This is a genomic window from Chryseobacterium gotjawalense (genome assembly GCF_030012525.1).
GTDB lineage: Bacteria > Bacteroidota > Bacteroidia > Flavobacteriales > Weeksellaceae > Kaistella > Kaistella gotjawalense.
This window is the reverse complement of the sequence record NZ_CP124855.1, coordinates 2,789,128-2,811,636: the sequence shown is the minus strand read 5'-3', so window position 1 is coordinate 2,811,636 and position 22,509 is coordinate 2,789,128. Positions and strand designations below refer to the sequence as shown.

General features: G+C 38.0%; 18 protein-coding genes and 1 pseudogene. 6 read left to right on the top strand and 13 right to left on the bottom strand.

The genetic code is table 11. The features are described from left to right. Window positions 1-82: 82 nt before the first annotated feature. Complete coding sequence (ppsA, locus tag QGN23_RS12885) at window positions 83-2,494, top strand: phosphoenolpyruvate synthase (protein WP_282904665.1); 2,412 nt, start codon at window positions 83-85, stop codon at window positions 2,492-2,494. 215 nt (window positions 2,495-2,709) lie between these two features. Here ppsA and arsB read toward each other — a convergent pair whose 3' ends face one another. From arsB to QGN23_RS12860, 5 genes are read right to left on the bottom strand one after another with little or no spacing between them, the layout of a single operon-like run. Beyond that, window positions 2,710-3,768, bottom strand: a complete 1,059-nt coding sequence (arsB, locus tag QGN23_RS12880; RefSeq protein WP_282904664.1) for an ACR3 family arsenite efflux transporter — start codon at window positions 3,766-3,768, stop codon at window positions 2,710-2,712. Between the two features lie 3 nt (window positions 3,769-3,771). After that, the gene (locus tag QGN23_RS12875) at window positions 3,772-4,032 is read right to left on the bottom strand and encodes a hypothetical protein (protein WP_282904663.1); all 261 of its coding nucleotides are present in this window, start codon (window positions 4,030-4,032) and stop codon (window positions 3,772-3,774) included. After that, the gene (locus QGN23_RS12870; protein ID WP_282904662.1) at window positions 4,029-4,637 is read right to left on the bottom strand and encodes an arsenate-mycothiol transferase ArsC; all 609 of its coding nucleotides are present in this window, start codon (window positions 4,635-4,637) and stop codon (window positions 4,029-4,031) included. The genes QGN23_RS12875 and QGN23_RS12870 overlap by 4 nt, the downstream gene beginning before the upstream one ends. A gap of 51 nt (window positions 4,638-4,688) precedes the next feature. Then, entirely contained in the window at window positions 4,689-5,153 is a 465-nt protein-coding gene (locus tag QGN23_RS12865) for a DUF6428 family protein (protein ID WP_282904661.1), read from the bottom strand. A 28-nt stretch (window positions 5,154-5,181) separates the two neighbouring features. Further along, window positions 5,182-5,514 carry an ArsR/SmtB family transcription factor gene (locus QGN23_RS12860; RefSeq protein ID WP_133439683.1) on the bottom strand — a complete coding sequence of 111 codons (333 nt, stop codon included), beginning with the start codon at window positions 5,512-5,514 and terminating at the stop codon, window positions 5,182-5,184. A 322-nt stretch (window positions 5,515-5,836) separates the two neighbouring features. Here QGN23_RS12860 and QGN23_RS12855 point away from each other — a divergent pair, with 322 nt between their 5' ends. After that, window positions 5,837-6,049: a helix-turn-helix transcriptional regulator gene (locus tag QGN23_RS12855; protein ID WP_282904660.1), complete on the top strand. Its 213-nt coding sequence runs from the start codon at window positions 5,837-5,839 to the stop codon at window positions 6,047-6,049. A gap of 97 nt (window positions 6,050-6,146) precedes the next feature. After that, a pseudogene (locus tag QGN23_RS12850) lies at window positions 6,147-6,233 on the top strand (XRE family transcriptional regulator); the annotation flags it as partial. 77 nt (window positions 6,234-6,310) lie between these two features. On the opposite strand, the gene QGN23_RS12845 reads toward QGN23_RS12850, so the two are convergent. From QGN23_RS12845 to QGN23_RS12810, 8 genes are all read right to left on the bottom strand, one after another. Next, on the bottom strand, window positions 6,311-6,769 hold the full coding sequence (locus tag QGN23_RS12845) for a hypothetical protein (RefSeq protein WP_282904659.1): 459 nt from the start codon (window positions 6,767-6,769) through the stop codon (window positions 6,311-6,313). Further along, complete coding sequence (locus QGN23_RS12840; protein ID WP_282904658.1) at window positions 6,770-7,387, bottom strand: Panacea domain-containing protein; 618 nt, start codon at window positions 7,385-7,387, stop codon at window positions 6,770-6,772. It abuts the gene before it with no gap. Window positions 7,388-7,585: 198 nt separating this feature from the next. Then, window positions 7,586-8,113 carry an MCP four helix bundle domain-containing protein gene (locus tag QGN23_RS12835; RefSeq protein WP_282904657.1) on the bottom strand — a complete coding sequence of 176 codons (528 nt, stop codon included), beginning with the start codon at window positions 8,111-8,113 and terminating at the stop codon, window positions 7,586-7,588. 116 nt (window positions 8,114-8,229) lie between these two features. Continuing rightward, window positions 8,230-11,373 carry a type I restriction endonuclease subunit R gene (locus tag QGN23_RS12830; protein WP_282904656.1) on the bottom strand — a complete coding sequence of 1,048 codons (3,144 nt, stop codon included), beginning with the start codon at window positions 11,371-11,373 and terminating at the stop codon, window positions 8,230-8,232. Window positions 11,374-11,383: 10 nt separating this feature from the next. Then, window positions 11,384-15,853: an AlbA family DNA-binding domain-containing protein gene (locus QGN23_RS12825; RefSeq protein ID WP_282904655.1), complete on the bottom strand. Its 4,470-nt coding sequence runs from the start codon at window positions 15,851-15,853 to the stop codon at window positions 11,384-11,386. A 183-nt stretch (window positions 15,854-16,036) separates the two neighbouring features. Further along, window positions 16,037-17,266 (bottom strand): restriction endonuclease subunit S, encoded by a 1,230-nt coding sequence (locus QGN23_RS12820; RefSeq protein WP_282904654.1) that lies wholly within the window; start codon window positions 17,264-17,266, stop codon window positions 16,037-16,039. Then, entirely contained in the window at window positions 17,256-18,815 is a 1,560-nt protein-coding gene (locus QGN23_RS12815) for a type I restriction-modification system subunit M (protein WP_282904653.1), read from the bottom strand. Before QGN23_RS12815 ends, QGN23_RS12820 begins: the two co-directional genes overlap by 11 nt. Before the next feature lie 470 nt (window positions 18,816-19,285). Further along, window positions 19,286-19,510: a helix-turn-helix domain-containing protein gene (locus tag QGN23_RS12810; protein WP_282904652.1), complete on the bottom strand. Its 225-nt coding sequence runs from the start codon at window positions 19,508-19,510 to the stop codon at window positions 19,286-19,288. A gap of 389 nt (window positions 19,511-19,899) precedes the next feature. Here QGN23_RS12810 and QGN23_RS12805 point away from each other — a divergent pair, with 389 nt between their 5' ends. The 3 genes from QGN23_RS12805 (at window position 19,900) to QGN23_RS12795 (ending at window position 22,489) form a co-directional block, all read left to right on the top strand. Continuing rightward, entirely contained in the window at window positions 19,900-20,715 is an 816-nt protein-coding gene (locus tag QGN23_RS12805) for an RNA polymerase sigma factor (protein WP_282904651.1), read from the top strand. A gap of 1 nt (window position 20,716) precedes the next feature. Continuing rightward, window positions 20,717-21,811, top strand: a complete 1,095-nt coding sequence (locus QGN23_RS12800) for a hypothetical protein (RefSeq protein ID WP_282904650.1) — start codon at window positions 20,717-20,719, stop codon at window positions 21,809-21,811. A 354-nt stretch (window positions 21,812-22,165) separates the two neighbouring features. Further along, window positions 22,166-22,489: a hypothetical protein gene (locus tag QGN23_RS12795; RefSeq protein ID WP_282904649.1), complete on the top strand. Its 324-nt coding sequence runs from the start codon at window positions 22,166-22,168 to the stop codon at window positions 22,487-22,489. Window positions 22,490-22,509: the final 20 nt, after the last annotated feature.

Here is a 22,509-nt window from a genome sequence, read left to right as displayed (position 1 = left end):
TTCGAAAATTACGGTTCTGCTTCTTTGCCATACAAAACGAAGGCTCTTAAAGCCTGCCGATAAAGTTTAAAAACACAAACCAATGAACGCATATACCATTCCCTTTAACAAGATCGATCTTAGTGACCTTCCGCAGGTAGGAGGCAAGAATGCATCTCTGGGCGAAATGTTCAATAAGCTATCTCCACTCGGTATTGAAGTGCCGGATGGTTTTGCGGTGACCGTTGAAAGCTACCGGTCGTTTCTGTCGCAGAATCAACTGCAGGAAACCCTCAAAGAATTACTGGATACCATCGACTGCGAATCGCTTTCCAATCTTCCAAAAGTGGCCTCGCAGTGCCGCACACTGATAACAAATGCCCATATGCCGAAAGAGGTGAAGACTGAAATAATCAACGCGTACCGCCTGTTGGCAGCCGATAAAAATAATTTATCGGTAGCGGTCCGGAGCAGTGCTACCGCTGAAGATCTGCCTACCGCCAGCTTTGCCGGACAGCACGATTCCTTTTTAAATGTTCGGGGTGAGGAAAATTTGCTGAATGCCGTACAACAGTGTTATGTCTCTCTGTTCAATGACCGGGCAATAAAATACCGGATTGATAATGGGTTTGATCACATGCAGGTGGGTTTATCGGTAGGCGTGCAATACATGGTGCGGTCAGATGAAGGCTGCGCTGGTGTAATCTTTACCATTGACCCCGAAAGCGGATTTGAAAATGCCATTTATATAACAGGAGCATGGGGTCTGGGTGAAAATGTGGTGCAGGGCGCTGTCAACCCTGATGAATTCTGGGTATTCAAGCACACACTTTCTCAGGGTAAAAACGGACTGATCAGCCGTAAAAAAGGAGAAAAAACACACATGATGGTGTATGATGAAACAGGTGAATCGGGTAGACCAATTAAAACCGTTGAGACTCCTCTGGATAAATGTTCCGCCTGGATTTTATCTGATCCCGAAGTTTTACAGTTAGCCAAATGGAGCTATGAAATTGAAAAACACTATGGGGTTCCAATGGATATCGAATGGGGAAAAGATGGCGTCAGTAATAAAATATACATCTTACAGGCAAGGCCCGAAACGGTTCATTCACAGAAAACCCATGGGAAAGTTTACACTTATAAATTAAAAGAAAAAGGCAAGGTGATCTGCAGGGGAAAAGCAGTAGGTAAAAAAATTATCAGTGGCCGTGCCTGCATCATTCATTCATTAAGCGAAGCACACAAATTACAGCAAGGCGACATATTGGTTGCAGACATTACGAACCCCGACTGGAATTCCCTTTTACGCAAAGCCGTAAGTATTGTAACCAACAAAGGTGGCCGTACCAGTCATGCTTCCATTGTTGCCCGTGAACTGGGTATTGCCGCAATTGTAGGAACAGGCAACGCCACACAGGTGATCAAAGATGGGCAAATAATAACAGTCGCCAATACCGAAGGCGATGAAGGCCATGTATTGGAGGGCAATATCCCGTTTGAAATGGTGACCACCGACTTATCGAAAGTGCCGAAAACGGAAACCACCCCACTCTTTATATTGGCGGATCCGGACCGGGCATTTGAGCTTTCACATTATCCAGCCAAGGGTGTGGGTTTGCTTCGGATGGAGTTTATCATCAATAACAGTATCCTTATCCACCCCATGGCACTGGTACAGTTTGACCAGTTGCCGGAAGGTCCGGTGAAAAACACCATTGCTCAGATGACAACGGACTATAACAGTAAAACCGAATATTTTGTACAGCAGCTGGCGGAATCGATAGCAAAAGTGGCAGCAGCCTTTTATCCCAATCAGGTGATTTTGCGGATGAGTGATTTTAAAACCAATGAATATGCTTCACTCGTTGGCGGACAGTATTATGAGCCGAAAGAAGAAAACCCGATGATTGGTTTCCGTGGTGCATCCCGGTATTACGACCAGCGTTATTTACCCGGTTTTGGACTGGAATGTGAGGCAGTGCTAAAAGTGAGAAATGAAATGGGCCTCACGAATGTAAAAGTGATGATCCCTTTCTGCAGAACAATTGATGAAGCGAAGAAAGTATTGCAGACCATGGAATCATTCGGATTAAAACGAGGCGAAAATGGGTTGGAAGTATATGTGATGGTCGAGATCCCAAGCAATGTGATACTGGCAGATCAGTTTGCACAACTGTTCGATGGTTTTTCGATCGGCTCCAACGACCTTACTCAGCTAACTTTGGGTCTTGACAGGGATTCGGATATCGTAAGCCATTTATTTGATGAAAACAATGAAGCGGTCACCATCCTGATTGCGCAGGCCATTGCTGCAGCAAAAAAAGCAGGCATTAAAATCGGTTTATGCGGTCAGGCACCCAGCGACTTTCCGGAGTTTTCCCAGTTCCTCGTGGAGCAGGGTATCGATTCCATTTCTTTTACACCCGATTCATTGATTAAAGGGATTGAAAATATATCAAAAGCAGAATTAAAGAGGAGGAAACCCGATAATGGTCTGGTCAAACAGCAATAATGGGAAAGCAATAATTTATTAACAGCATCAGAGAAAAACGACGGCACAGATTAATGCAGTTATTATCTACCGGATAAAAAAATCTGTTATAATCTACCCTCTTTTTATTTAATATTCCTGACATTCAATGGGTCTGTTCAGGAAGTTGCATGTTTGCCGGAATGCAGCGCGCCTGCACTTTATCTATTTTAAGATAACTGAGTCTTTCGGTTTTCTTAAGGATACCATTTCCGTTTCAGCCAAAAGGCGACATTTACCAAGGCGATCAGCGCGGGAACTTCCACCAGAGGACCGATTACTCCCGCAAAAGCCTGCCCGGAATTGATGCCGTAAACCCCTATCGCCACGGCAATAGCGAGTTCAAAATTATTGCCCGCAGCGGTAAAGGAAACCGCCGCATTTTGCGAATAATCCGCACCGAGCTTTTTGCCGAGAAAGAAACTTACCAGAAACATCAGCGCGAAATAGAGGACGAGCGGTACAGCAATGCGCAGCACATCAAAAGGGATCTGCACGATCATGTCCCCTTTCAGACTGAACATGAGCACGATTGTGAACAACAGCGCGATTAAGGTAATGGGTGAAACCTTCGGAATGAAAACGCTGGCATACCACTCCTCCCCTTTGGTCTTCAGCAGGAAATATCGCGTCAAAAAACCAAGAACAAAAGGGATCCCCAGATAAATGGCCACACTTTCAGCGATCTGCGCAACCGTAATATCGACTTCTGAGCCCGAAATTCCAAAAAGCGGTGGCAAAACGGTGATAAAAAGATAAGCGTAAATGCTGTAGAAAATCACCTGAAAGATGCTGTTGATTGCCACGAGTCCGGCTGCGTATTCGCGGTTTCCATCGGCGAGTTCGTTCCAGACCATGACCATCGCAATACATCTTGCCAAACCGATGAGGATCAGTCCGGTCATGTATTCCGGTTTATCATGCAGGAAAATAACAGCCAGAAGAAACATCAGAAGGGGTCCGATCACCCAGTTCAGAAGAAGGGAGACTCCGAGGATCTTTGTGTTTTTGAAAACCTTCGGCAGTTCTTTGTACCGTACTTTTGTAAAAGGCGGATACATCATCAGAATCAAACCGATGGCCAGCGGAATATTGGTGGTGCCATAAGAAAATTTATTGATCACGGCGGAAGAACCCGGATAGTAATATCCGATACCCACTCCGAGGAACATCGCCAGGAAGATCCAGAGCGTAAGGTTTTTATCCAGGAAGGAAAGCTCTTTTCTTTCGTGGGGTGTACAGTTGTTTGCTGACATTGTTTATTTTTTAAGAGAGGAGTTTGTTTTTACATTTTCCAATAATTCCGGAAGTAAATCTTTGACAGGCATATATGGAATGCCGAAAATTCTTTCAGTCAGATTTTCCTTAATGTTACTGATGATTTCTTCCTCTGCGCGGGCACGGCTTTTCAGCAATGGATCGGTGATTCCCGGAACCATGGATAAACTTTGGTTGATCATCCACGCGTAGGGACTGATGCCAGCTGTTTTCAAATCTTCCTGCGAACCTGGTCTGATCATTTAATCCGGCTCATTACATAATGCATTTCCGCTGCGATTTCCAGACTACGGTTGAAGTAGGTGCGGTCCATTTCATGCGTACCGTCGCTGGATTTGGGATCTTCAAACTGTACGGAAATTCGCTTCTCAGCTCCCGCTATGAAAGGACAGCCCGCATCAGCATTAGAACAGGTCATGATGGCGGCAAAGCCTGAAACCGGATTGAAGGCATCATCATATTTCTTGGAAAAACAGATGACCGGATGCGCATTTTCCGCATATTTTACAGCATACACCGGATTTTCTGTTTCTGAAAGTTTCTGAATCTGCAGTCCCTGCCATTCCAGTGTTTCTGCCACTTTAGGAAACATTGCCGTGGCTTCGGTTCCGCCGGAGTAACAGTACACATTTTTGATACCGAAATGTTCTGCCATCACCTGCGCCCAAATCTGGGAAAGGTGGCTTCTGCGCGAATTATGAGTGCAGATAAAGTTGAGGTTGATTCTTTCACCGGCGTCTGCCTTTTTCTGGATGAATTCCGCCAGCGGCTTCAAGATTTCCATTCTTTTATCTGATATCGTCATCATGGCAATGACCTCAATGCTTTCCATTACGTTTTTGAACATGCTGTTATGGTGTTTTGATTAAAGAAGAATTGAATGATTCCGTTTTCTTTTTTAGCAGCAGCCGGATCCCGGAGCGCAGGTGCTGCCCTGAAGATCAGCCATTTTAAGTTTCGGTTTTCCCTGCGGAATTCCACAGGCATCCTCTGCAAGGCACGCGGTGGTTTTTGCAGTAAGCACAAATGCGCTTCCGTTGAAATCCAGCCCAAATTTACCGATGGTAGCCTGTTGGTATTCCACTTCAATTTCTGCATCTTCAAGACCCAGTTTTTCTTCGGAAAGAGCGATGATTTTTTTTAGTTTTTCCGCTTCCAGCCGGTGGTCATTGTCTGTGGAAAACCACAGCTGGAAGTTGATGGCTTTTTCATCGCGCATCACCCCTCCACAATCGATAAATCTTTTGTTGATCTGACCCACTTCGGTGACGTGAAAATGTTGGGGAACCTGCTCACCGTTTTCCAGAACAAAGTGAAGTTCCTGAAGATCGTTGAGGATGTTTTTAATTTCTGAAAGTTTCATATTTGGTTGATTTTAATGACGTTAAAGTTTAACAGCAGCCGCTTTCCTGTTTTTCGATTTTGTGAAAAATATGGTCGATAAAGGTTTGGAATTGATGGATGGTTTCTTTGTTGATGCAATATTTTATTGAGGCTCCCTCGATGGTTCCCTGAATGATTCCGGCATTTTTCAGTTCCTTTAAATGTTGCGATACGGTAGCCTGCGCCAATGGAAGTACGTCCACAATATCATTGCAGATGCAGGTATCGGTGGAAAGCAGGTAATCGATAATCGCAATTCTGGCGGGGTGCGCCATCGCCTTTAGCAGCACCGCCATTTCATTCTGTTCGTCGGTAAAATGTTCTGTTTTTGTAAGCCCCATATTCTTCTGTATTATTCTATTGCAATATTACGATATGTTTTTCAGAGCGAAATGTTTTTTTCGTAAAAATGCTGATTTTCTATTTGGTTCTTTCTTACATCATCGTTCCTCTATGATCTTTTCTCTCTGTTATCTATGGTTTAATATCTTTCTCTATTATCTTTACTCTATTATCTTTTTTCTATTATCTTTTCTCTATTATCTTTACTCCGTTCACTTTTAGAAACCCCTATCGGGTATAAAAACATTAAAGATTGATATTTATACCCTTTAGGGTACAATATAAAATATTTCCCTATCTTTATACCCGAAAAGGTATATTATGAGTAATTTAAGTGATTTTGTGAAACAAAAAAGAAAGTCGACAGGCCTCACCCAAGAAGATTTGTCTGTAAAAGCAGGAGTTGGTTTACGATTTATTCGTGAACTTGAACAAGGCAAGCCCACTCTAAGAATGGATAAAGTGAATCAGGTTTTATCATTGTTCGGTCATGAGTTATCTCCAACTAAAATAACAGATCATGAAGAGCGGTAAAGTTTTTATGCACAACAATTTTGCAGGAATTATTACGGAAGATAGTGAAGGGTATCATTTTCAGTATGATTCTGAAGACCTTAATTCTGAAAATCCTGAGCCCAAAATTGCTTTATATGAAAGGATGTTGAAAGAGAAGGATAAGATGATGGGGCGGTTGGAAAAATTTATTCAAGAGAAATAAAATATTATAAAACAAATATCCTGAGAATGTTCTCGGGATATTTTGTTATTTGATTTAATACGCAATCTTTGAATGCGCTAATCAGATAAATTTAAAAGCAGGAATTCCCGGTGTTTTTTACGAAGCAGTTTACTTCCGGTAATACATTTTAGAAATCTTTTATACTCTACTTCTGACAACTGACCCATTAATTTTGCGTCATCTGGAAAATAACTTAAAATGGTTTTATAGGAAATTACTTCAATATTGTCTCTAAAAAAAACAAAGGTATTTTTATCAAAACTAAAATCACCTCCATTCTTATCAGTTCCAATAATCCTGTCTTTTAGAAAGCTGAAAAAAGAAAAGAAATCATTATTAGTGCATCCGTGTTTTACCAGATCATCCGGTATCTTTTGCTGTGATGTTGTTAATGCACGAAGTAATAAGGAATTTTCATCATCTATTCCGACTACGAGCAATATTTTATTCGTGGGCGTTCCTCCATCTTCATATCGATAGTTTGCAATAAAATAAATACTACCCTTCGTAAACATTTACAAAGAAAATTCGTTGTGCGAAAGCGAAGATTCAAATGCAGATTTATAGGCCATCTGTTTATACACGTCGTCTTTAATCAGATCAGTGAATGGTATTGTGAAATCGCTTCTGTTCTGCATCAGTGCAAACTGCAGCTGCAACTCCTTATCTTTAACTACGGTATCCCACAGTGAACCCTGAGTATGAAGCATTTCAATGATATCGGCACCAGATAAATGTCCATATTCTTTTAAAACCCTGTCCATTAATTCAATATCATATTCTGAGAATTCATCTTCAGAAAATTGCTTTTTCGGTACGATGACATACGCATCACGTGTTTCCGATGACACAGGATTAGGCACTTTATTTACGGCAATAAATTCCGAAAGATAAATCTCTTCCTTTTGGTGAGGAAGAACTTCGCGTAAATCCGTATATAATTCTTTTGGCACAGGACCCATTTTCCATGCTTTATATTCCATCCAGGAAAAAGGCACGCCAGTTTCCTTCACCGAAGTTTCATCTAACAGATAAAGCAGTTTCAATGCCTTCGTTAAATAGACACCGCCTAACTTTTCAGCAATATAAATGAGCGCGTTAGCAATTTTGATATGTTCAGTATGTGCAGACATGGTTGTTAAATGGTTTTGCAAAAATACAAATTTCGCATTACAAATGTATAATTATTTGATATACAAAACAATGCCATAAAAAAAGCACGTTCTTATACTCCTCATTCTCTGTAATCGGCGGATAGCTAAACTCTTGAGGATCTATATTGATTGAGGTAAGTGCCATTTATTGGTTGACTGCAGTAATTTTTAAATACCTTATCTTTTTCTATTACTTCCCTTGTGTATTATACTTCTGCGCGCAGAAAGTTTCTGTTGCAGTGCGGCCTTTGCTACTGCAGATTTTGGAGCGGAAGCATATTCCCGGTCACTTTTTTTCAAAAATTCCTGCTCTCTGGACATATCCAGATTTTCGTACTCTATTTTTCCCAGCAAAAGATTTACAGAATAGCGGTCAATTTCGTGACCTGATGTATTTAGGTTCTTGGGATGATTTTCGCCCTGATGATTCCAACCGCGCAGTTCAATAAGCATGCGTGGACTGTCCGGATTATAACCGGCCTGAAATAAAACATGGGAGAGTTCTTTAGGTTCTGAAAATTTATTCTTTCGGAAATCTTTATAAAGGCGTGACAGAATAAAGTCACCTGGCTCGCGGTATTCCACATTCTTTTCTCCCGATTTCATATGGTACAGGTAAACTGTTTTAATAGTTAGGAAAAGGTAATCCTCTTTGGCAAAACCCAACTTATTGATGGTCTGCTCTAATTCTAAATTTTCAATCATAACTTACTTTTGTGATGGTGGTAATTGCTAAACTAAGTCCATAATTAGCGCAGCCCCGATATCCTTTACTTTCGGATTCGCTAGTAACAGTTGACTTATGCTATCTATTTGGTACTTTACCTGTTCCTCTTAAAATTCTCTGCCTGCTCCAGCACATTTTTATACACCTCATCCTGCGTAATGGGTGGATAGCCATACTGGTGCAGCTTTACAATGATATCCATTTTGAGTTGCGCTTTGATGTCGTCTCTGTCGCTCCAGTCGGGATATTTGGCGGTGTCATCTACAATCTTTTTGATTTCTCTGGCCAGTTCGAGCATTTTGTCTTTGTCGAACTCAAAACCGTATTGCCTGCAAATCATTTCGAGAATATCGTAGAATGCCTTTTCTTCATAGTTGATTCCGAGATCTTCAAAAGATGCCATTTCGGTGCGCAATTTTAGGATCAGGTCGAGAATCTGTTCAGAGGTATCGGCCTGTATGCCGTCATAATCCAGCAGGTCGCCTTCACTCCGCTCGTTGTAGCTGTTGATGATTTTCTGAAGCCGTTCGGAGAATTCAATACCTTTTACTTTATTCACTTTTTTGAAATCTGAAATCGCCTGTTTCAAGAGCCTTTCAAGAATTTTAATCTTCATATTGGGCAGTTCCAGTGCATTGATCTTCTCCAGGAACTTATCATTAAACAAATCAATGGCATTGGCTTTATGATCGTCGAGTTTAAAGATTTCCTCTACCCCTTCAGAAACAATGGCATCTTCAACCATTTTGCTCACTTTCGCGTTCATCTGTGCGGTGTCGGGAGCTTCACCTGTGGTGAGCTTGACGACAATCGATTTGATGGCAAAGTAAAAATGAATCTCATCGGTTTCTTTCTCATTAAAGATTTCTGAACCGCAGGTCAGATTGTATGCTGCTTTCAATTTCTTCGTCACATCCACAAAGAATTTTTCCGACTTTTCTGTAAGCAGAACCAATTCAGACGCACGGTTCAGACAATTCAACTGCTCTATAGGAGATCCTGTAAAGTAATCAGTTGTATCAAACTCATAGAAAAACTGCCGCAGTAAATCCAACTGATCTCTTACGATGATCACCGCTTTGTCTAGGTCTTCAAAATCATCGGCTGCTGTGCTGTGATTGAATAATCCCAAAGCGTGGTTCAGGTTTTTCTTGATGCCGATATAATCTACTACCAAACCTTTGTCTTTGCCTTCAAACTTCCGGTTGACCCGCGAAATGGTCTGGATCAGGTTGTGGGTTTGCAGCGGCTTGTCGATATAAATCGTATCCAAAAACGGAACATCAAAACCGGTCAACCACATATCGACAACGATGGCTATTTTAAAATTGGAATGGATTTGTTTAAACTGCCGATCCAGTTCTTTTCGGTCTTCTTTATTTCCGAGCAGATTCCACAAACTTTCTTCGTCATCTTTATTTCTGGTCATTACCATTTTGATGCGTTCAACTGACTTTATTTCTTTCTGTTCGATTTCGCTAAGATGCTCCGCAATGCTTTTTTCATTCCACTCCGGTCTTAGCTTGATGATTTCTTTAAAGAGTTTATAAGCAATTTCACGCGAGGCACACACAAATAGTACCTTTCCGGCAACGGTTGCTTTCTCCTCAATCCTTTTTTCGTAGTGACTGATAAAATCCTGCACAATCGCTTCAATTCTTCCCGGATCACCCAAAATAACTTCCATTCTGGCAATCGCTTTTTGGCTGGCTTCCACGTGGTATTCCGAAGCGCCTTCTGCAACAGCATTTTGGTAATACTGTTCAATTTCAACCACTTTGGTATGGTTCAGGTTTACTTTCGCGGCACGTCCTTCATAGACCAAACGAACCGTTATTTCATCCACCACAGATTCAAACATCGTATAAGAATCTATCACAGGACCAAAAACATCCAGCGTTTTATCAATGGGCGTTCCCGTAAATCCTACATAAGTGGCATTCGGAAGAGCATCGTGAAGGTATTTGGCAAAACCATACGATTTTTTTACACCATCTTCATCGATGCGAACTTTCAAATCCAGATTGACTTGCGAACGGTGGGCTTCATCTGAAATACAGATGATATTGGTGCGGTCACTCAATACATCATCGTCTTCCACAAATTTCTGAACGGTGGTCAGAAAGACTCCGCCACTTTCCCTGCCTCGCAATCTTGCCCGAAGATCGGCTCGAGATTCTATATTGATAACATTTTCATCGCCAATAAAATCCTTGGCATTAGTGAAATCTCTCGACAACTGGTCATCCAGATCGGTACGGTCGGAGATAATAATGATGGTCGGACTTGCCAATTGCGTAGAACGCATCAGTAATCTCGAAAGGTACAGCATCGTGTAACTTTTCCCACAACCTGTCGCTCCGAAATACGTTCCTCCTTTTCCGTCGCCTTCCGGTTTGCGATGTTTTTGGATATTATCGAAAAGTTTGTTGGCTGCGTAATACTGCGGATAACGGCACAAGATTTTTTCTTCTTTTTTTGATGTATCGGGAAACAGGATAAAATGATGCAGAATATCACAAAGCCTTTGCTTGTTCAGCATTCCGTGAACGATGGAAGTCGCTGTATGAATTCCCGTCAGTGCTTTCTTTTCTTCACCTGTTATTTTATGCCACCCGTAAAAGAAATCATAAGGCGCAAACAGAGAACCTGCTTTGTTATTCACGCCGTCGCTGATGATGCAGAACGCATTGTATTTCATCAGTTCCGGAATATCTCTTCGGTAGCGTATGCTCAATTGTTTGTAAGCATCATAAATGGTAATCTCTTCTTCTATCGTTGTTTTAAACTCAAAAACCACCACCGGAATCCCGTTGATATAAAGAATCAAATCGGGAATGCGCAGTTCTTTTCCCTGAATCTCCAGCTGATTCACAATCTTAAACCGATTGGTTTTCAAAAGACTAGTTAAATCAATATCGATGTAGCGGATGTGCAAATCTTTTTTAGAAGGATTGTTTCTCTTAAAAATCAGACCGTCTGCCAAAAGTTTCCCAATGTATTTATTGCTGTCGTAGAGATTGGAAGCAGGTTGATACGCCAGTTCATTGATAAGGGTTTCCAGCTCTATCGCTTCCAAATCAGGATAACGCGACAGCAGAAAACCACTCAGATCTTCCCGAATCAAAACCTCCTGATGAGATGCCCGAAATAAATCTCTGCCATTCACATACTCATACCCTTCTTCTTTCAGAAGATGGATGAATGATTTTTCTAATTGGGATTCGGTGTATTTCATAGTAACTTTTTCAAGAAAGGTCTTTAATTAGAACATTATATAATTTTGGGTCTTTACTAGTCTCACAACCTAAACCTTGTTTAGACTCTCGCCTAAATAAATCAAAATCTTCGGGTAATTTTTCAGTAGGATGATAGGCTAAAACCTGATCAAAATCTTCCTGTACAATACAATTTCCTTTTAATCCTATAATACGGTGTTCGGATATTTTTTTTGTTTCAAATAACTTAATATATGTTTTATCAAATCTCTGCGTTATAATTGCAATTTCTGAATTCGGAAGAAAAGGGAATATCGACATTAATTTCCCATAGTCACTCATAGCATTCATATACCTTTTATTAAAAGGTCTATTCAAAATGCTTCTAATTTCAACTTTGTTGACACATGCATTATCATAACATAATAGAAGATGTGCAAATTTGTATTTTTCAGTAATTTCGACTCGAAATAGGTAATCATCAAACTCCGCAGATGACATCATGTAAGTATTATCTTTGAATATATACAGATATCCTAATAAATTTTCTCTTGTCAAACTTTCATAATTAGCGCTTCTGTCGCCCTCTTTTTTTAGGTCTGCATAAAAATCTTCGATTTGAATTTCAAGTTCAGTTTTATTATCAAATTCTTCAAAACTTAATTGATGTACATTATCAAATGTTTGAAATTCGACTTCGTCCTCAGTTTGAACTTCATCTTGTATATTTATTATTCGATTACTTATATTAACCTTTCGATACATAAAATCTACCAGGTCTGCACCTTTTAAAATTCTTGTTTGTACTCCTTGTCTTTGGTAGAACTCATTTTCAAAAGGAATCGGTTTGTCAAATCTTGGCACTACAATTTCGAGATAATTTAACAAATTTGATTTATGAAATTTATAATCCAACAAGGCATTTATTTCTTTTGGAAATACCGACACTACAAGTGACTGAATATAATTTTGGTAGTTATCCAGCGTATTAATTTTATCATCAAAACTTAAATCATTTTTTAACCCTTTAATATCACCTGAATCATCTACACCGATAAATAAAGAACCTCCGCCATCGTAAGAATTTAAAAATCCTGCTATTGTTCTTAAGATTACTTTTTGCTGTGGTTCATCTGATGCAGAATAAAAAACAGATGTTTTAAACTCTTTATTTTTTGACTCTGCGCCAAGATTTGTAATCACCTTTTTATTATTTTCATTCTCTTCACTTGTACTATCACCAAGTAGAACAGCTTCAAACTCTTTAATAGAGTTTTTATCTCCTGTAATCGTAACATTATAAAGTTCGCTAATAATAACTTTGCGCAAATACTTAAGAACAGATGCATTTTTATCTAATGAGAAAAATAAATTATTAGATTCTATTAATTTTTTAAGAATATAAAACTTCGAATCTGGAGGTAAATTAATCGGAAGATCTAAAATCTCAGTATTGATATATTTGATTAATAAAAAAACCTCTGAGTCTTGATCAAGTTGCAAATTAGCAATACCATTTTCTGATTCTGTCTCCGGTGTCGATAATACTTCGAAATCCTCTTCATATTCCAGTTTTACAATTTCCGCTAAATCATTTAGTTTACTATTGTAGATAAATGATTTATTACTTTTTATAATCCCCGAAATTACGATTAAAAAGAAATAATTAAGTGTAAGTTCTTTTGGTTCCTTTATATAAAACAAGCGTTGTTCTAAGCAATTTAGAACCAAATTTGAGATGATTTTTAGATTTTGGTCGTACAGAACTTCTGTTTCTGTTTCTTCAGAACTTTGTACATTATCGTGTTCAGTTTGGTCTTCATTGGTTTCCTTCCCGTCAATATATTCACAAAGCATCCCTGCAGAAATAAGATAATTTCGATAATTATCTTCAGTTTCACCGACATACTGCTGATCGGTTAACCTATAATTCGACGTGTAAAAAGACTGATGTTCTTGCGAATAATCTGATACTGTTACTTCAAGTATATCATTAACCGTTAAATTAGATTTTGGTAAAAAAACTGGCCAGCCCTCTTGGGTGATTACATAAGATTTGTCTCCATAAACCTTAACTACTTTACCAATTGTATCTACAGGCTCATATAAAAGCTCATCAGTATATGCATCTAATGCAAACTTCGGTGAAATCACTATCCTTTCACCTTCAATACCAATAATCTCAAAATGAATAAGGTCATTGATCTGAAGAAAATCAGCCACATTACTTAGCGCTTTTACTTTGTGGTAGGAATTGATGTGTAAAAGAGTATCCTTTTTTATACCATCTATATCGCACCTTAAATAGCAGATACTTTGATTATCATTATGAAAAGATTTTATCCTTCCGCTATAAATTTTATTCAATACATTATCTGAAAGAGGTTCTTCTACTTTCTCCTTTCTTTGTTTAGCAAAAGATATTTTCGCTATGATTTTTTTAAGAAGATCATTTAAATCATCCTCGGAACAAATAGGATCTGTTTCTAGCGTTGACGAAATAAATAAATTAAAAGTATCAAGTGCAGCTATTTGCACTTTGTCCTTTATTAAATTTTTCCTGTAAAGATTTCTCGGCACGAATTCTAATCCTGCTTGTGAACAAAAAATTCTTCCTGCGCCAGGGCAATACGTATCTTTAATTTCAGAATCTACACTAAGTTTTTTTAGTTCAGGGAGAGAAATGTCGTAAATATCGCTATGTCTAAGAATATTCGGATGTAAATATCCTTGTCTTACTGCAAGTTTAATTGCAAAATTTAAATATTCAACGTCATTATAATAAATAGCAAGAAAACGCAGAAGATTAATAGAGGAGATACTTGCTCTAAAATAGTTTTTGTCAAGTACATTGAAAATGACCAGCAAATATTGATTAGAAACGAGAAATCGAAGATTCACATTCTCATCTTCAATAAAATTTTCGGAGCGAGCTTCTAAAATTTTATCTCTTACTCTGCTTATTTTAGATTCGATGGAGCGAATATAAGTGTAACGATCGTCATCTTGAATAAAGCCATGTTTAATCATCAAGAAAATAGCATCGTACAAATTTTCATCGTTTGAATCTGCGTTAAAGAATTGCGAGATCTTCACCAGTTCTTTTAGAATGTTTTTATTGGATTTACTTAAATATGGTGATCGATTCAGGCTGTCTTTGATTCCCAATAGAAAATCTTGATCTTTATCCTCCAAATAAAGATCAATGGCGTTAAGCATTGCTTCTAATTTTTCAATTTTACTCTCTGCCTTCTGAATAATCTCTGTGGTTTTGTGCAAACTAAAGTTCTTCAGATAGTCAGATCCTTCTAGTATCCATTTTTCAATTTTAATATAAATATCGGTGAGCGTTTTTGCTTCTTCATATTCACCTTCATCTAATTTTTTAAAAATCTCTGAATCTAAAAATGCTAAATAAGTAAATACCCATAAATTCTCACCATCATTATATTGATCAATAAATGACAGGTTTTTTTTCTCTACCAAGGGATCATCTACATTTTCAAAATCTGAGAGAAGGTTAAAAAAATACCTGTCTTCTTCATCCTCATAACCTATTGCCTCAAAAACATCTTCTATCAAATAATTTATACTGTCCCAGTCAGTGATTTCATTCACTAAATCCAAATACCCTTTTTCTGTAATTCTAAAAATATATAAACTAAGAGAATCACCTTCCTGCAGATTATTCATCGCTACACTAAATGAAATATCGTTACTCGGATGATAATTATTATACATATTATATTGATCTTTAAGAGACCAATATGTCATCCCGCTTTCTGAATCGTGAATTTGCTTATCGATAATAAAATTAGAACGATCACCCACTTTGTAAAGTTTGGAGGTAACGAAAGAACGAACTACTTTTAAGGTCGGTCTTCCATCACTAAAAAACCCTAAATGAATAGTAATATTATTCCCAATTTGTTCCTGAATCAATGTTGGAGGAATGTTTATACTAAATTGCTTTCCTTGGTATTCAGCTACTGCAAATAAATTATTATTCCTATTAATGTAGGTCTTGCTTACAGGTAAGGTATAAATCTCGTTCTCATTAAAAACAGTATAGTCGACCTCTGACTGTTCGCCACCATTCGAAGAAAAATTTCCCTTACTTTTAAACTTAAGTTTATTATGCGCCAAATCTAAATCATAGATCTCCAAATCAATATCTTCCTGATCTTCTGATTCTTTAAAAGATAGCGGAACAGCAATCTCTAGTCTGCTATAATTAGAAACCACAATTACTTTCTCGGTTTCCTTCACAATTTCAAAGTTGTATATTTTACCTACCTCGTAAAGATTGAGAATACTGTACTCAAAAGTAATATGACCATTGAATATGTTCATTTCTCTCTCAAAAAGATAAAACTCATCACCTATTTTGTGGTCTAAAACAAAACAACGATGTTGCATTTGATTAGCAATATCATAAACCCATGCCGTATTATCTGTAATCGATTCTAGTCTATATTTCTTGTGTTTGGAATGTATCATTTTATAAATAGTGATATTAATAATGGTATTCTCGAATGAATGTAAATTAATCTTACTTAATCAGTAAGAAGGTAGTTTATATATTTTGGGGGTTCATACCATTTCTTTTCAATTTTCTATGGTTATCAGTTTTAGTTTTTTCCGTTGGGGCAAATTGCAATTCGCCCATACTTACTTTCGTCCTTACAATACCTTTTCTTCCTCCCCAACCGCCAACCGCGACAACAACAAACTTTGCAGTTGTGAGAGTTTTCGATTTTGCTTTTTTTGTATTGAATAATAATCAGTTATATCACAAGTAATATTAGAAAAACTTTCCATTATCTCATCAAATGGTTTTAATATTTCGATTGCTTCAAATTGTGATTTACTTAACATCGGCATAGTTGAACCACCAACAGCGATACTTTTTAATTCTTCTTTAAGTTCATTCAATTTATAATATAGAAATTCAGAATAATATTCTTTATTTCCAACTATGCTGTTGATCTGTTGATTGGTAATACATTCTTCTATATTCAAAGAAACTTTACCCATATCTGAACCAATACAAGTTACTAAGACTGATTTCTTAGGATTGATCTTATTTGAAAGTCTATTTCTTCCAATTTTTGATAACTTTCTTGAAGAATCCGTAATAACTTTATTTCCAACAAAATCACTTGGAGTTACAAATTGAAACTCGTTTCCAAAATCTTCAGGATTAGAACTTGAAGGTGTTTTTCCCGTAATTACATTCCCTAAACTTTTCAAACTCCTCACTTCCCACCCCTCCGGAATCTCCTTCCCAAGCTCTTCATTCCAAACCATTTTACCGCCGGAAGATTTGTAAGGTTTTCCCTCTTCATTTGGAAACTCAAAATCCACAAACCAATGTTTATACAAAGCTTGCGCAGTAGCTTCTAATGTTGAGCAAATCTGCTCGTTGACTTTTATTTTGTTTGTTACGCTTTGATACTGTTCTACTGCCTTACTCTGTTCTTCAATTGAGGGAACCGGAAGTTCAACTTCACATAATTCCTCCCACTGAAAACCTCCCCGAATAGAGCTATCACATCTGAAATCCGCATATCTGTCAAATTCTGATCTTCTGAACCACATCATTAGATATTCTGGCAAAAGCACATCTTTATCTGTAATTTCAAAAACAATGTATGCAGGAGAAATGATAACATCCTCTCCAAGATTATTCAATACTACGGGTAATTTATGGACTCGAATTACAGACATAAAATCGCAACAGAATTGACCTTGTTTAACAATTTTATATTTAGACAAATCCGTTCCTACAATATTAGATGTTGATTTTCTAAATTCTTTCTTCATACTCAGTCCTTGTAGATTAAGTACTTTAAAATCTTTATTTTTATTGTCAACCTTTCTTATATAATTGCCAAGAATTTTATAACTCATATCCCAAAGTTTTAAAAACATTGGAAACCTCTTTTTTCAACTCACTTTCCTGCTGAAACAAATCTTTTAAATCAGTCTGTAAACTCTGCATTTGCTCATCATAATCCAGACTTTCATCGCGGTTCACAAATTCAATATATTTACTCGGTACCAAAGAATAATCTTTTTTACGGATGTCTTCCAGACTCGCACTGTAAGAATATTCAGGAATGTCTTGATAACTTTCTTTCCAGTTGTTCTGTTGCCAACTGTGATAATGAGCTGCTATCACAGTAATCTCTTCTTCGCCAAACTGAACGAATTTCTTTTCAAACGGTTCACCTTTCTGGCGCAGATCCATAAACAAAACTTCGCCATTTCGGTTACGGTAATTTTTTATGCCATCGTTCACTTCAAAAGTTCTTTCGTTTTTGTTGCGGTTCAGAATCCAAAGCGTAACCGAAATATCGGTAGAATAAAACATTGCTCTTGGCAATATCACCACCGCTTCCACCAAATCATTTTCAATAATCTGCTTCCGTATTTTATATTCTTCGCCACCACCGCTCAAAGCACCGTTTGCCAAAATAAATCCGGCAACGCCATTCTGAGAAAGTTTAGAAATCATATTCAGAATCCACGCATAATTGGCATTCGATTTCGGCGGCACTTCATATCCTGCCCATCGCGGATCATTGGTCAGTTCGTTTTCTGCACGCCAATCTTTTAAATTAAATGGCGGATTTGCCATTATGTAGTCGGCTTTCAGATCCTTGTGTTGGTCATCCCCAAAAGTATCTGCCGCTTTAATTCCCAGATTAGAAGAAATCCCACGGATGGCGAGATTCATTTTTGCCAGTTTGTACGTCGTATTGGTCAGTTCCTGACCATAGATAGAAACATCTTTTTTGTTTCCCTTATGTTTTTCTATAAACTTTAGCGACTGTACAAACATCCCACCCGAACCACAGGAAGGATCATAGATTTTCCCTTTGTAAGGTTCTATCATTTCAGCGATAAGGTTTACAATAGATTTTGGCGTGTAGAATTCTCCTTTTCCTTTCCCTTCTGCAATGGCAAATTTGCTCAAGAAATATTCGTAAACACGACCCACAATGTCTTGGGATTCATCTTTCAGTGTATCAATATTGTTAATGGTATCCAGCAAAGCCGAGAACTTAGACTGATCCAATCCGAGGCGGGTAAAATAATTATCGGGCAAAGCACCTTCCAGAGATTTGTTGGTGCGCTCAATGGTTTTCAGGGCAGAATCTACTTTCAGGGTAATGTCTTCCTGTTTTGCATTTTCAATGATATAAGTCCAGCGCGATTCTTCCGGCAGATAAAAGACATTTTCTGCCTGATAAAATTCGGGAATTTCTAAGAAAGCTTCTTTGTGTTCATTGATGAGTTCTTGTCTCCGTCTCAGAAATTTGTCATTCGCAAACTTGAGGAAAATCAAACTCAACACTACGTGTTTATATTCGGACGGTTCTACGGAACCTCTTAATTTATTGGCAGAATCCCAGAGGATTTCTTCGGTGTTTTTAGTTTGTACTTTTTTAGCCATATTCATTTAATCTCAATAGCGAGATTACTTTTGCATTTATTAATCGTTAAATATAACTAAAGGAAGATAAAGGAAAAAACGGGAAACCGTATAATCAATGTTTTTTTTAACTTTTTTTATTTTACAAGCCAAAATTAGATGCAGGTTAAAATAAAATTAATTTTTGAAAAGTTTCAGTGATAATTTTTTGAGGTCGAATACTTTTACTTGCGTTATAAAAATAAAAAATCAACGCAACGGGTAGGCTATCGTATTGGTAACAGAAAACTGCGGATATTCCGTAAACCCAATGATATGAGTGTAAGTTCTTGTTTGATTGTTGTTACAGTGGTAAAAGTTATCAGACAACATTTTATCTAATGTAATATTTATCCCACATTCTAATCATTTTTACAAAATAGAAAAATACCAATTCTCGTCGGTATTTTATTCATTTATAAGTTTAAAAAATTGTTCAAGAGTAATTTTTCTTACTTTAATTTAAAATCAAATAGTTCCTGTGGATGCACATCTAACCCTTTTGCTAACTCTTGAACAGTAGAGATTCTAACATCTACTTCCCCTTTTTCTATTTTGCTAATATTACTATGATCTACATCACATTTTTGAGCCAACTCTCTATAACTCAAATTCAGCTTTTTCCTAAACTCCTCAACTCTTTTACCAAATGCTATTCTAAATTCTAATTTATCCATTGCGATTAACTTTGAACAAACAAAATGATAAGATTTCAATAAATTATTGTAGTCGAATTAACCTACATTAAGAAAAATGTTTTATATTTGCTAAATAAGTTACAATAAAAGTAACTTTGCAATACTTCAATAACAATCGAAGCTATTGCTTAGATTCTCGACTAGAAAACTGGTAATTTTTATGTGTACGAGTTGATAAGTAAATGTGCCCACGACCTCGGCGTGGGCTCACTTATCGTACACAGGTATACCAGTACCTCTAGTCAGTAAGTTGAGTTCCACGCCTTTTATTTTGGGCAAGATGTAGTGAGATAGTGTTTTGAATGATGCAGAGAATTCATATAAAGATCTAAGCAGTTCCTTCCAGCAATGGTTAAAAAACGCTGCTTATGAAAAATACAGACTCTTTGCCCCGGAAGTTGACCGATCTTCAGTTGTACGAACTGCTGAAAAAAGGCGATCCTGCATCCATGGAACACATTCATCTACGCTACAAAAGATTGCTGTTCTGGCTCGGAAAACAAATGCTTGACGATGATTTTGTTGTGGAAACGCTTGTTCAGGATACCTTCCTTAAATTGTGGTTACACCGCGACTCTATTGAAACTCCGAATCATATCATTGGCTTTTTACGGTTTGTTTTGAAGAGGGACTGTATAACTTATTTTAACGCGCCCAGGAATAAATTTTCCCGTTTAATCAATTCCCTTGAACGGTATGAGAATTACCAAGATTACCTCGCAGGTTACGATCCCCAGCAGGATAAAGAGCATCTTCTCAGTCAGGAAGCTGATCAAAGAAATTTTGATGAAGTACAAAAGGTTTTAAACGTACTGAACCCCAAAAGGAAACACCTGATTGAACTTTGCCTTGAATATGGCTTTCAGTACAAGCCCATCGCAGAAGCAATGGGAAGCAGCGTGACAGGCATCAGCAATGAGGTGAGCAGAGCCATCGATGATCTTCGGAAAATTTTGAATAGAAGTTCTTTTGAACAGTCACAGAAAAAAGCTTTCGATAATGAAAAGCAACTAGATAAACTAAGCAGTCAACAATTGGAGATCATGAAAAGAAGGTTTGAACAGAAATCTTCTTTTGCGGTGATTGCCCAAGAACTTAAATTACCTGAAAAGGAAGTACATCGGGAATTTCTGTATGCCTATCAATATCTACAAAATCAAAAAACTTCTGAAATAAAACTTTGACATGGAAAAATCCACAATGACATTGACCCGAAAAATTCAGCTCCTGATCGACGTTCCTGCAGATGAAAAAAGAGAGATGTGGGAAAAACTCTACCGCTATCAGAACCGCTGTTTCCGGGCGGCTAATTTAATTGTTTCCCATCTCTATGTGCAGGAAATGATCAAAGATTTCTTTTACCTCACGGAAGAAATCCAATACAAGCTGGCTGATGAAAAAAAAGATGAAATGGGAATATTTACCCGTTCGAAAACGCACACCACCGCACGCATGGTTTTCGACCGCTTCAAAGGGGAGATTCCCGTCGATATTCTGGGAAGCCTGAACAATACGATACAGTCTAACTTTTCTAAAGACAAAGTGGATTACTGGAAAGGCTTAAAATCATTGAGAAACTTTAAAAAGGACATTCCCATTCCTGTTCCGGTAAAATACACCACCAAAATGAGGTATGATCCGGATAAAAAAGCGTTTTGCTTCAATATGCTTGCGATTCCGGTAAAAACGTATTTAGGGAGAGACTTTTCTGATAAGCGGGAGATCCTGGAACGCCTCTTAAGAAAAGACATCGCGCTTCGTACCTCACAGATTCAGTTGAAGGCAGGGAAAATCTTTTGGCTCGCCGTATTTGAATTTGAAAAAGAGGAGCACCTTTTAAAACCCGAAATTATTGCTGAAGCTTCCCTGTCTTTGGAACATCCGATCGTGGTACAAGCCAATAAGGTGCGGATGAATATTGGCTCAAAAGAGGAGTTTTTATACCGCAGGTTGGCGATTCAAGCCAGTCAGAAAAGAATTCAAAGCGGTATTGCTTTCTGCCATTCGGGAAATGGTGCCAAACGGAAACAAAAGGCGCTGCACAAAACAGAAAATAGGGAAAGTCGGTATGTAAGTCATCGGCTTCATCTCTACAGCAGGAAGTTGATCGATTTCTGCGTTCAACAGCAGGCGGGCACCCTAATTCTTAAAAATCAGGAAGACAAAATAGGAATTGCAAAAGAACAGGAATTTGTGATTCGCAACTGGAGTTATTATGAATTGCAGACGAAAATAAAATACAAAGCAGAAAAGGCAGGTATCGAATTAATCATTGGATAGCTGAAAAAAAAATAACGAGGGTGCTTGTACATCCGCAGGGTGAGGTCATGAACACTCACTAAATACTCAAGAGTATATACAACAGAGCTCCTCACATTTTTATGCAACAAAGGCAGGTATCGAACTGATCATCGGATAGCGGAAAAAAATAACGAGGGTGCCTGTACACCCGCAGGGTGAGGTCTTGAACACTCACTAAATACTGAATAGTATATACAACTGAGCGGTTTTCTTTTTTATGCAACAAAGGCAGGAATCTACTTCCATCGGTAGGAATCTGGGGTGTCTTTCTTAGTTCACACCGTTGTGGGCAGGAATCAGATCTTTTGGATCAAGATAACCGGTGCCAAAAAGATGGCTCGGCTTTGTTTGATCTGCTCCGAAGTCGGAGACTTCGGAGAGCGGGGAAATGGCGCGAAACGGAAACAAAAGGCGCTGTATACAACAGATAACCTGAAAAGCCGATATGCGAGTCACCGGCTTCATTTGTATAGCAGAAAATTGATCGATTACTGCATCCAGCACCAAGCGGGCACCCTTATTCTTAAAAATCAGGAAGACAAAATTGGCATCGCAAAAGAACAGGAATTGGTGCTGCGCAACTGGAGTTATTATGAATTGCAGACCAAAATAAAATACAAAACCGAAAAAGCTGGGATCGAATGGATCATTGGATAGCTGAACAAATAACGAGGGTG

Excerpts from the sequence above, each read along its gene's own strand:
- ppsA (WP_282904665.1), top strand. The coding sequence starts at position 83 with ATGAACGCATATACCATTCCCTTTAACAAGATCGATCTTAGTGACCTT.
- arsB (WP_282904664.1), bottom strand. The coding sequence starts at position 3,768 with ATGTCAGCAAACAACTGTACACCCCACGAAAGAAAAGAGCTTTCCTTC.
- QGN23_RS12875 (WP_282904663.1), bottom strand. The coding sequence starts at position 4,032 with ATGATCAGACCAGGTTCGCAGGAAGATTTGAAAACAGCTGGCATCAGT.
- QGN23_RS12870 (WP_282904662.1), bottom strand. The coding sequence starts at position 4,637 with ATGTTCAAAAACGTAATGGAAAGCATTGAGGTCATTGCCATGATGACG.
- QGN23_RS12865 (WP_282904661.1), bottom strand. The coding sequence starts at position 5,153 with ATGAAACTTTCAGAAATTAAAAACATCCTCAACGATCTTCAGGAACTT.
- QGN23_RS12860 (WP_133439683.1), bottom strand. The coding sequence starts at position 5,514 with ATGGGGCTTACAAAAACAGAACATTTTACCGACGAACAGAATGAAATG.
- QGN23_RS12855 (WP_282904660.1), top strand. The coding sequence starts at position 5,837 with ATGAGTAATTTAAGTGATTTTGTGAAACAAAAAAGAAAGTCGACAGGC.
- QGN23_RS12845 (WP_282904659.1), bottom strand. The coding sequence starts at position 6,769 with ATGTTTACGAAGGGTAGTATTTATTTTATTGCAAACTATCGATATGAA.
- QGN23_RS12840 (WP_282904658.1), bottom strand. The coding sequence starts at position 7,387 with ATGTCTGCACATACTGAACATATCAAAATTGCTAACGCGCTCATTTAT.
- QGN23_RS12835 (WP_282904657.1), bottom strand. The coding sequence starts at position 8,113 with ATGATTGAAAATTTAGAATTAGAGCAGACCATCAATAAGTTGGGTTTT.
- QGN23_RS12830 (WP_282904656.1), bottom strand. The coding sequence starts at position 11,373 with ATGAAATACACCGAATCCCAATTAGAAAAATCATTCATCCATCTTCTG.
- QGN23_RS12825 (WP_282904655.1), bottom strand. The coding sequence starts at position 15,853 with ATGATACATTCCAAACACAAGAAATATAGACTAGAATCGATTACAGAT.
- QGN23_RS12820 (WP_282904654.1), bottom strand. The coding sequence starts at position 17,266 with ATGAGTTATAAAATTCTTGGCAATTATATAAGAAAGGTTGACAATAAA.
- QGN23_RS12815 (WP_282904653.1), bottom strand. The coding sequence starts at position 18,815 with ATGGCTAAAAAAGTACAAACTAAAAACACCGAAGAAATCCTCTGGGAT.
- QGN23_RS12810 (WP_282904652.1), bottom strand. The coding sequence starts at position 19,510 with ATGGATAAATTAGAATTTAGAATAGCATTTGGTAAAAGAGTTGAGGAG.
- QGN23_RS12805 (WP_282904651.1), top strand. The coding sequence starts at position 19,900 with ATGAAAAATACAGACTCTTTGCCCCGGAAGTTGACCGATCTTCAGTTG.
- QGN23_RS12800 (WP_282904650.1), top strand. The coding sequence starts at position 20,717 with ATGGAAAAATCCACAATGACATTGACCCGAAAAATTCAGCTCCTGATC.
- QGN23_RS12795 (WP_282904649.1), top strand. The coding sequence starts at position 22,166 with ATGGCTCGGCTTTGTTTGATCTGCTCCGAAGTCGGAGACTTCGGAGAG.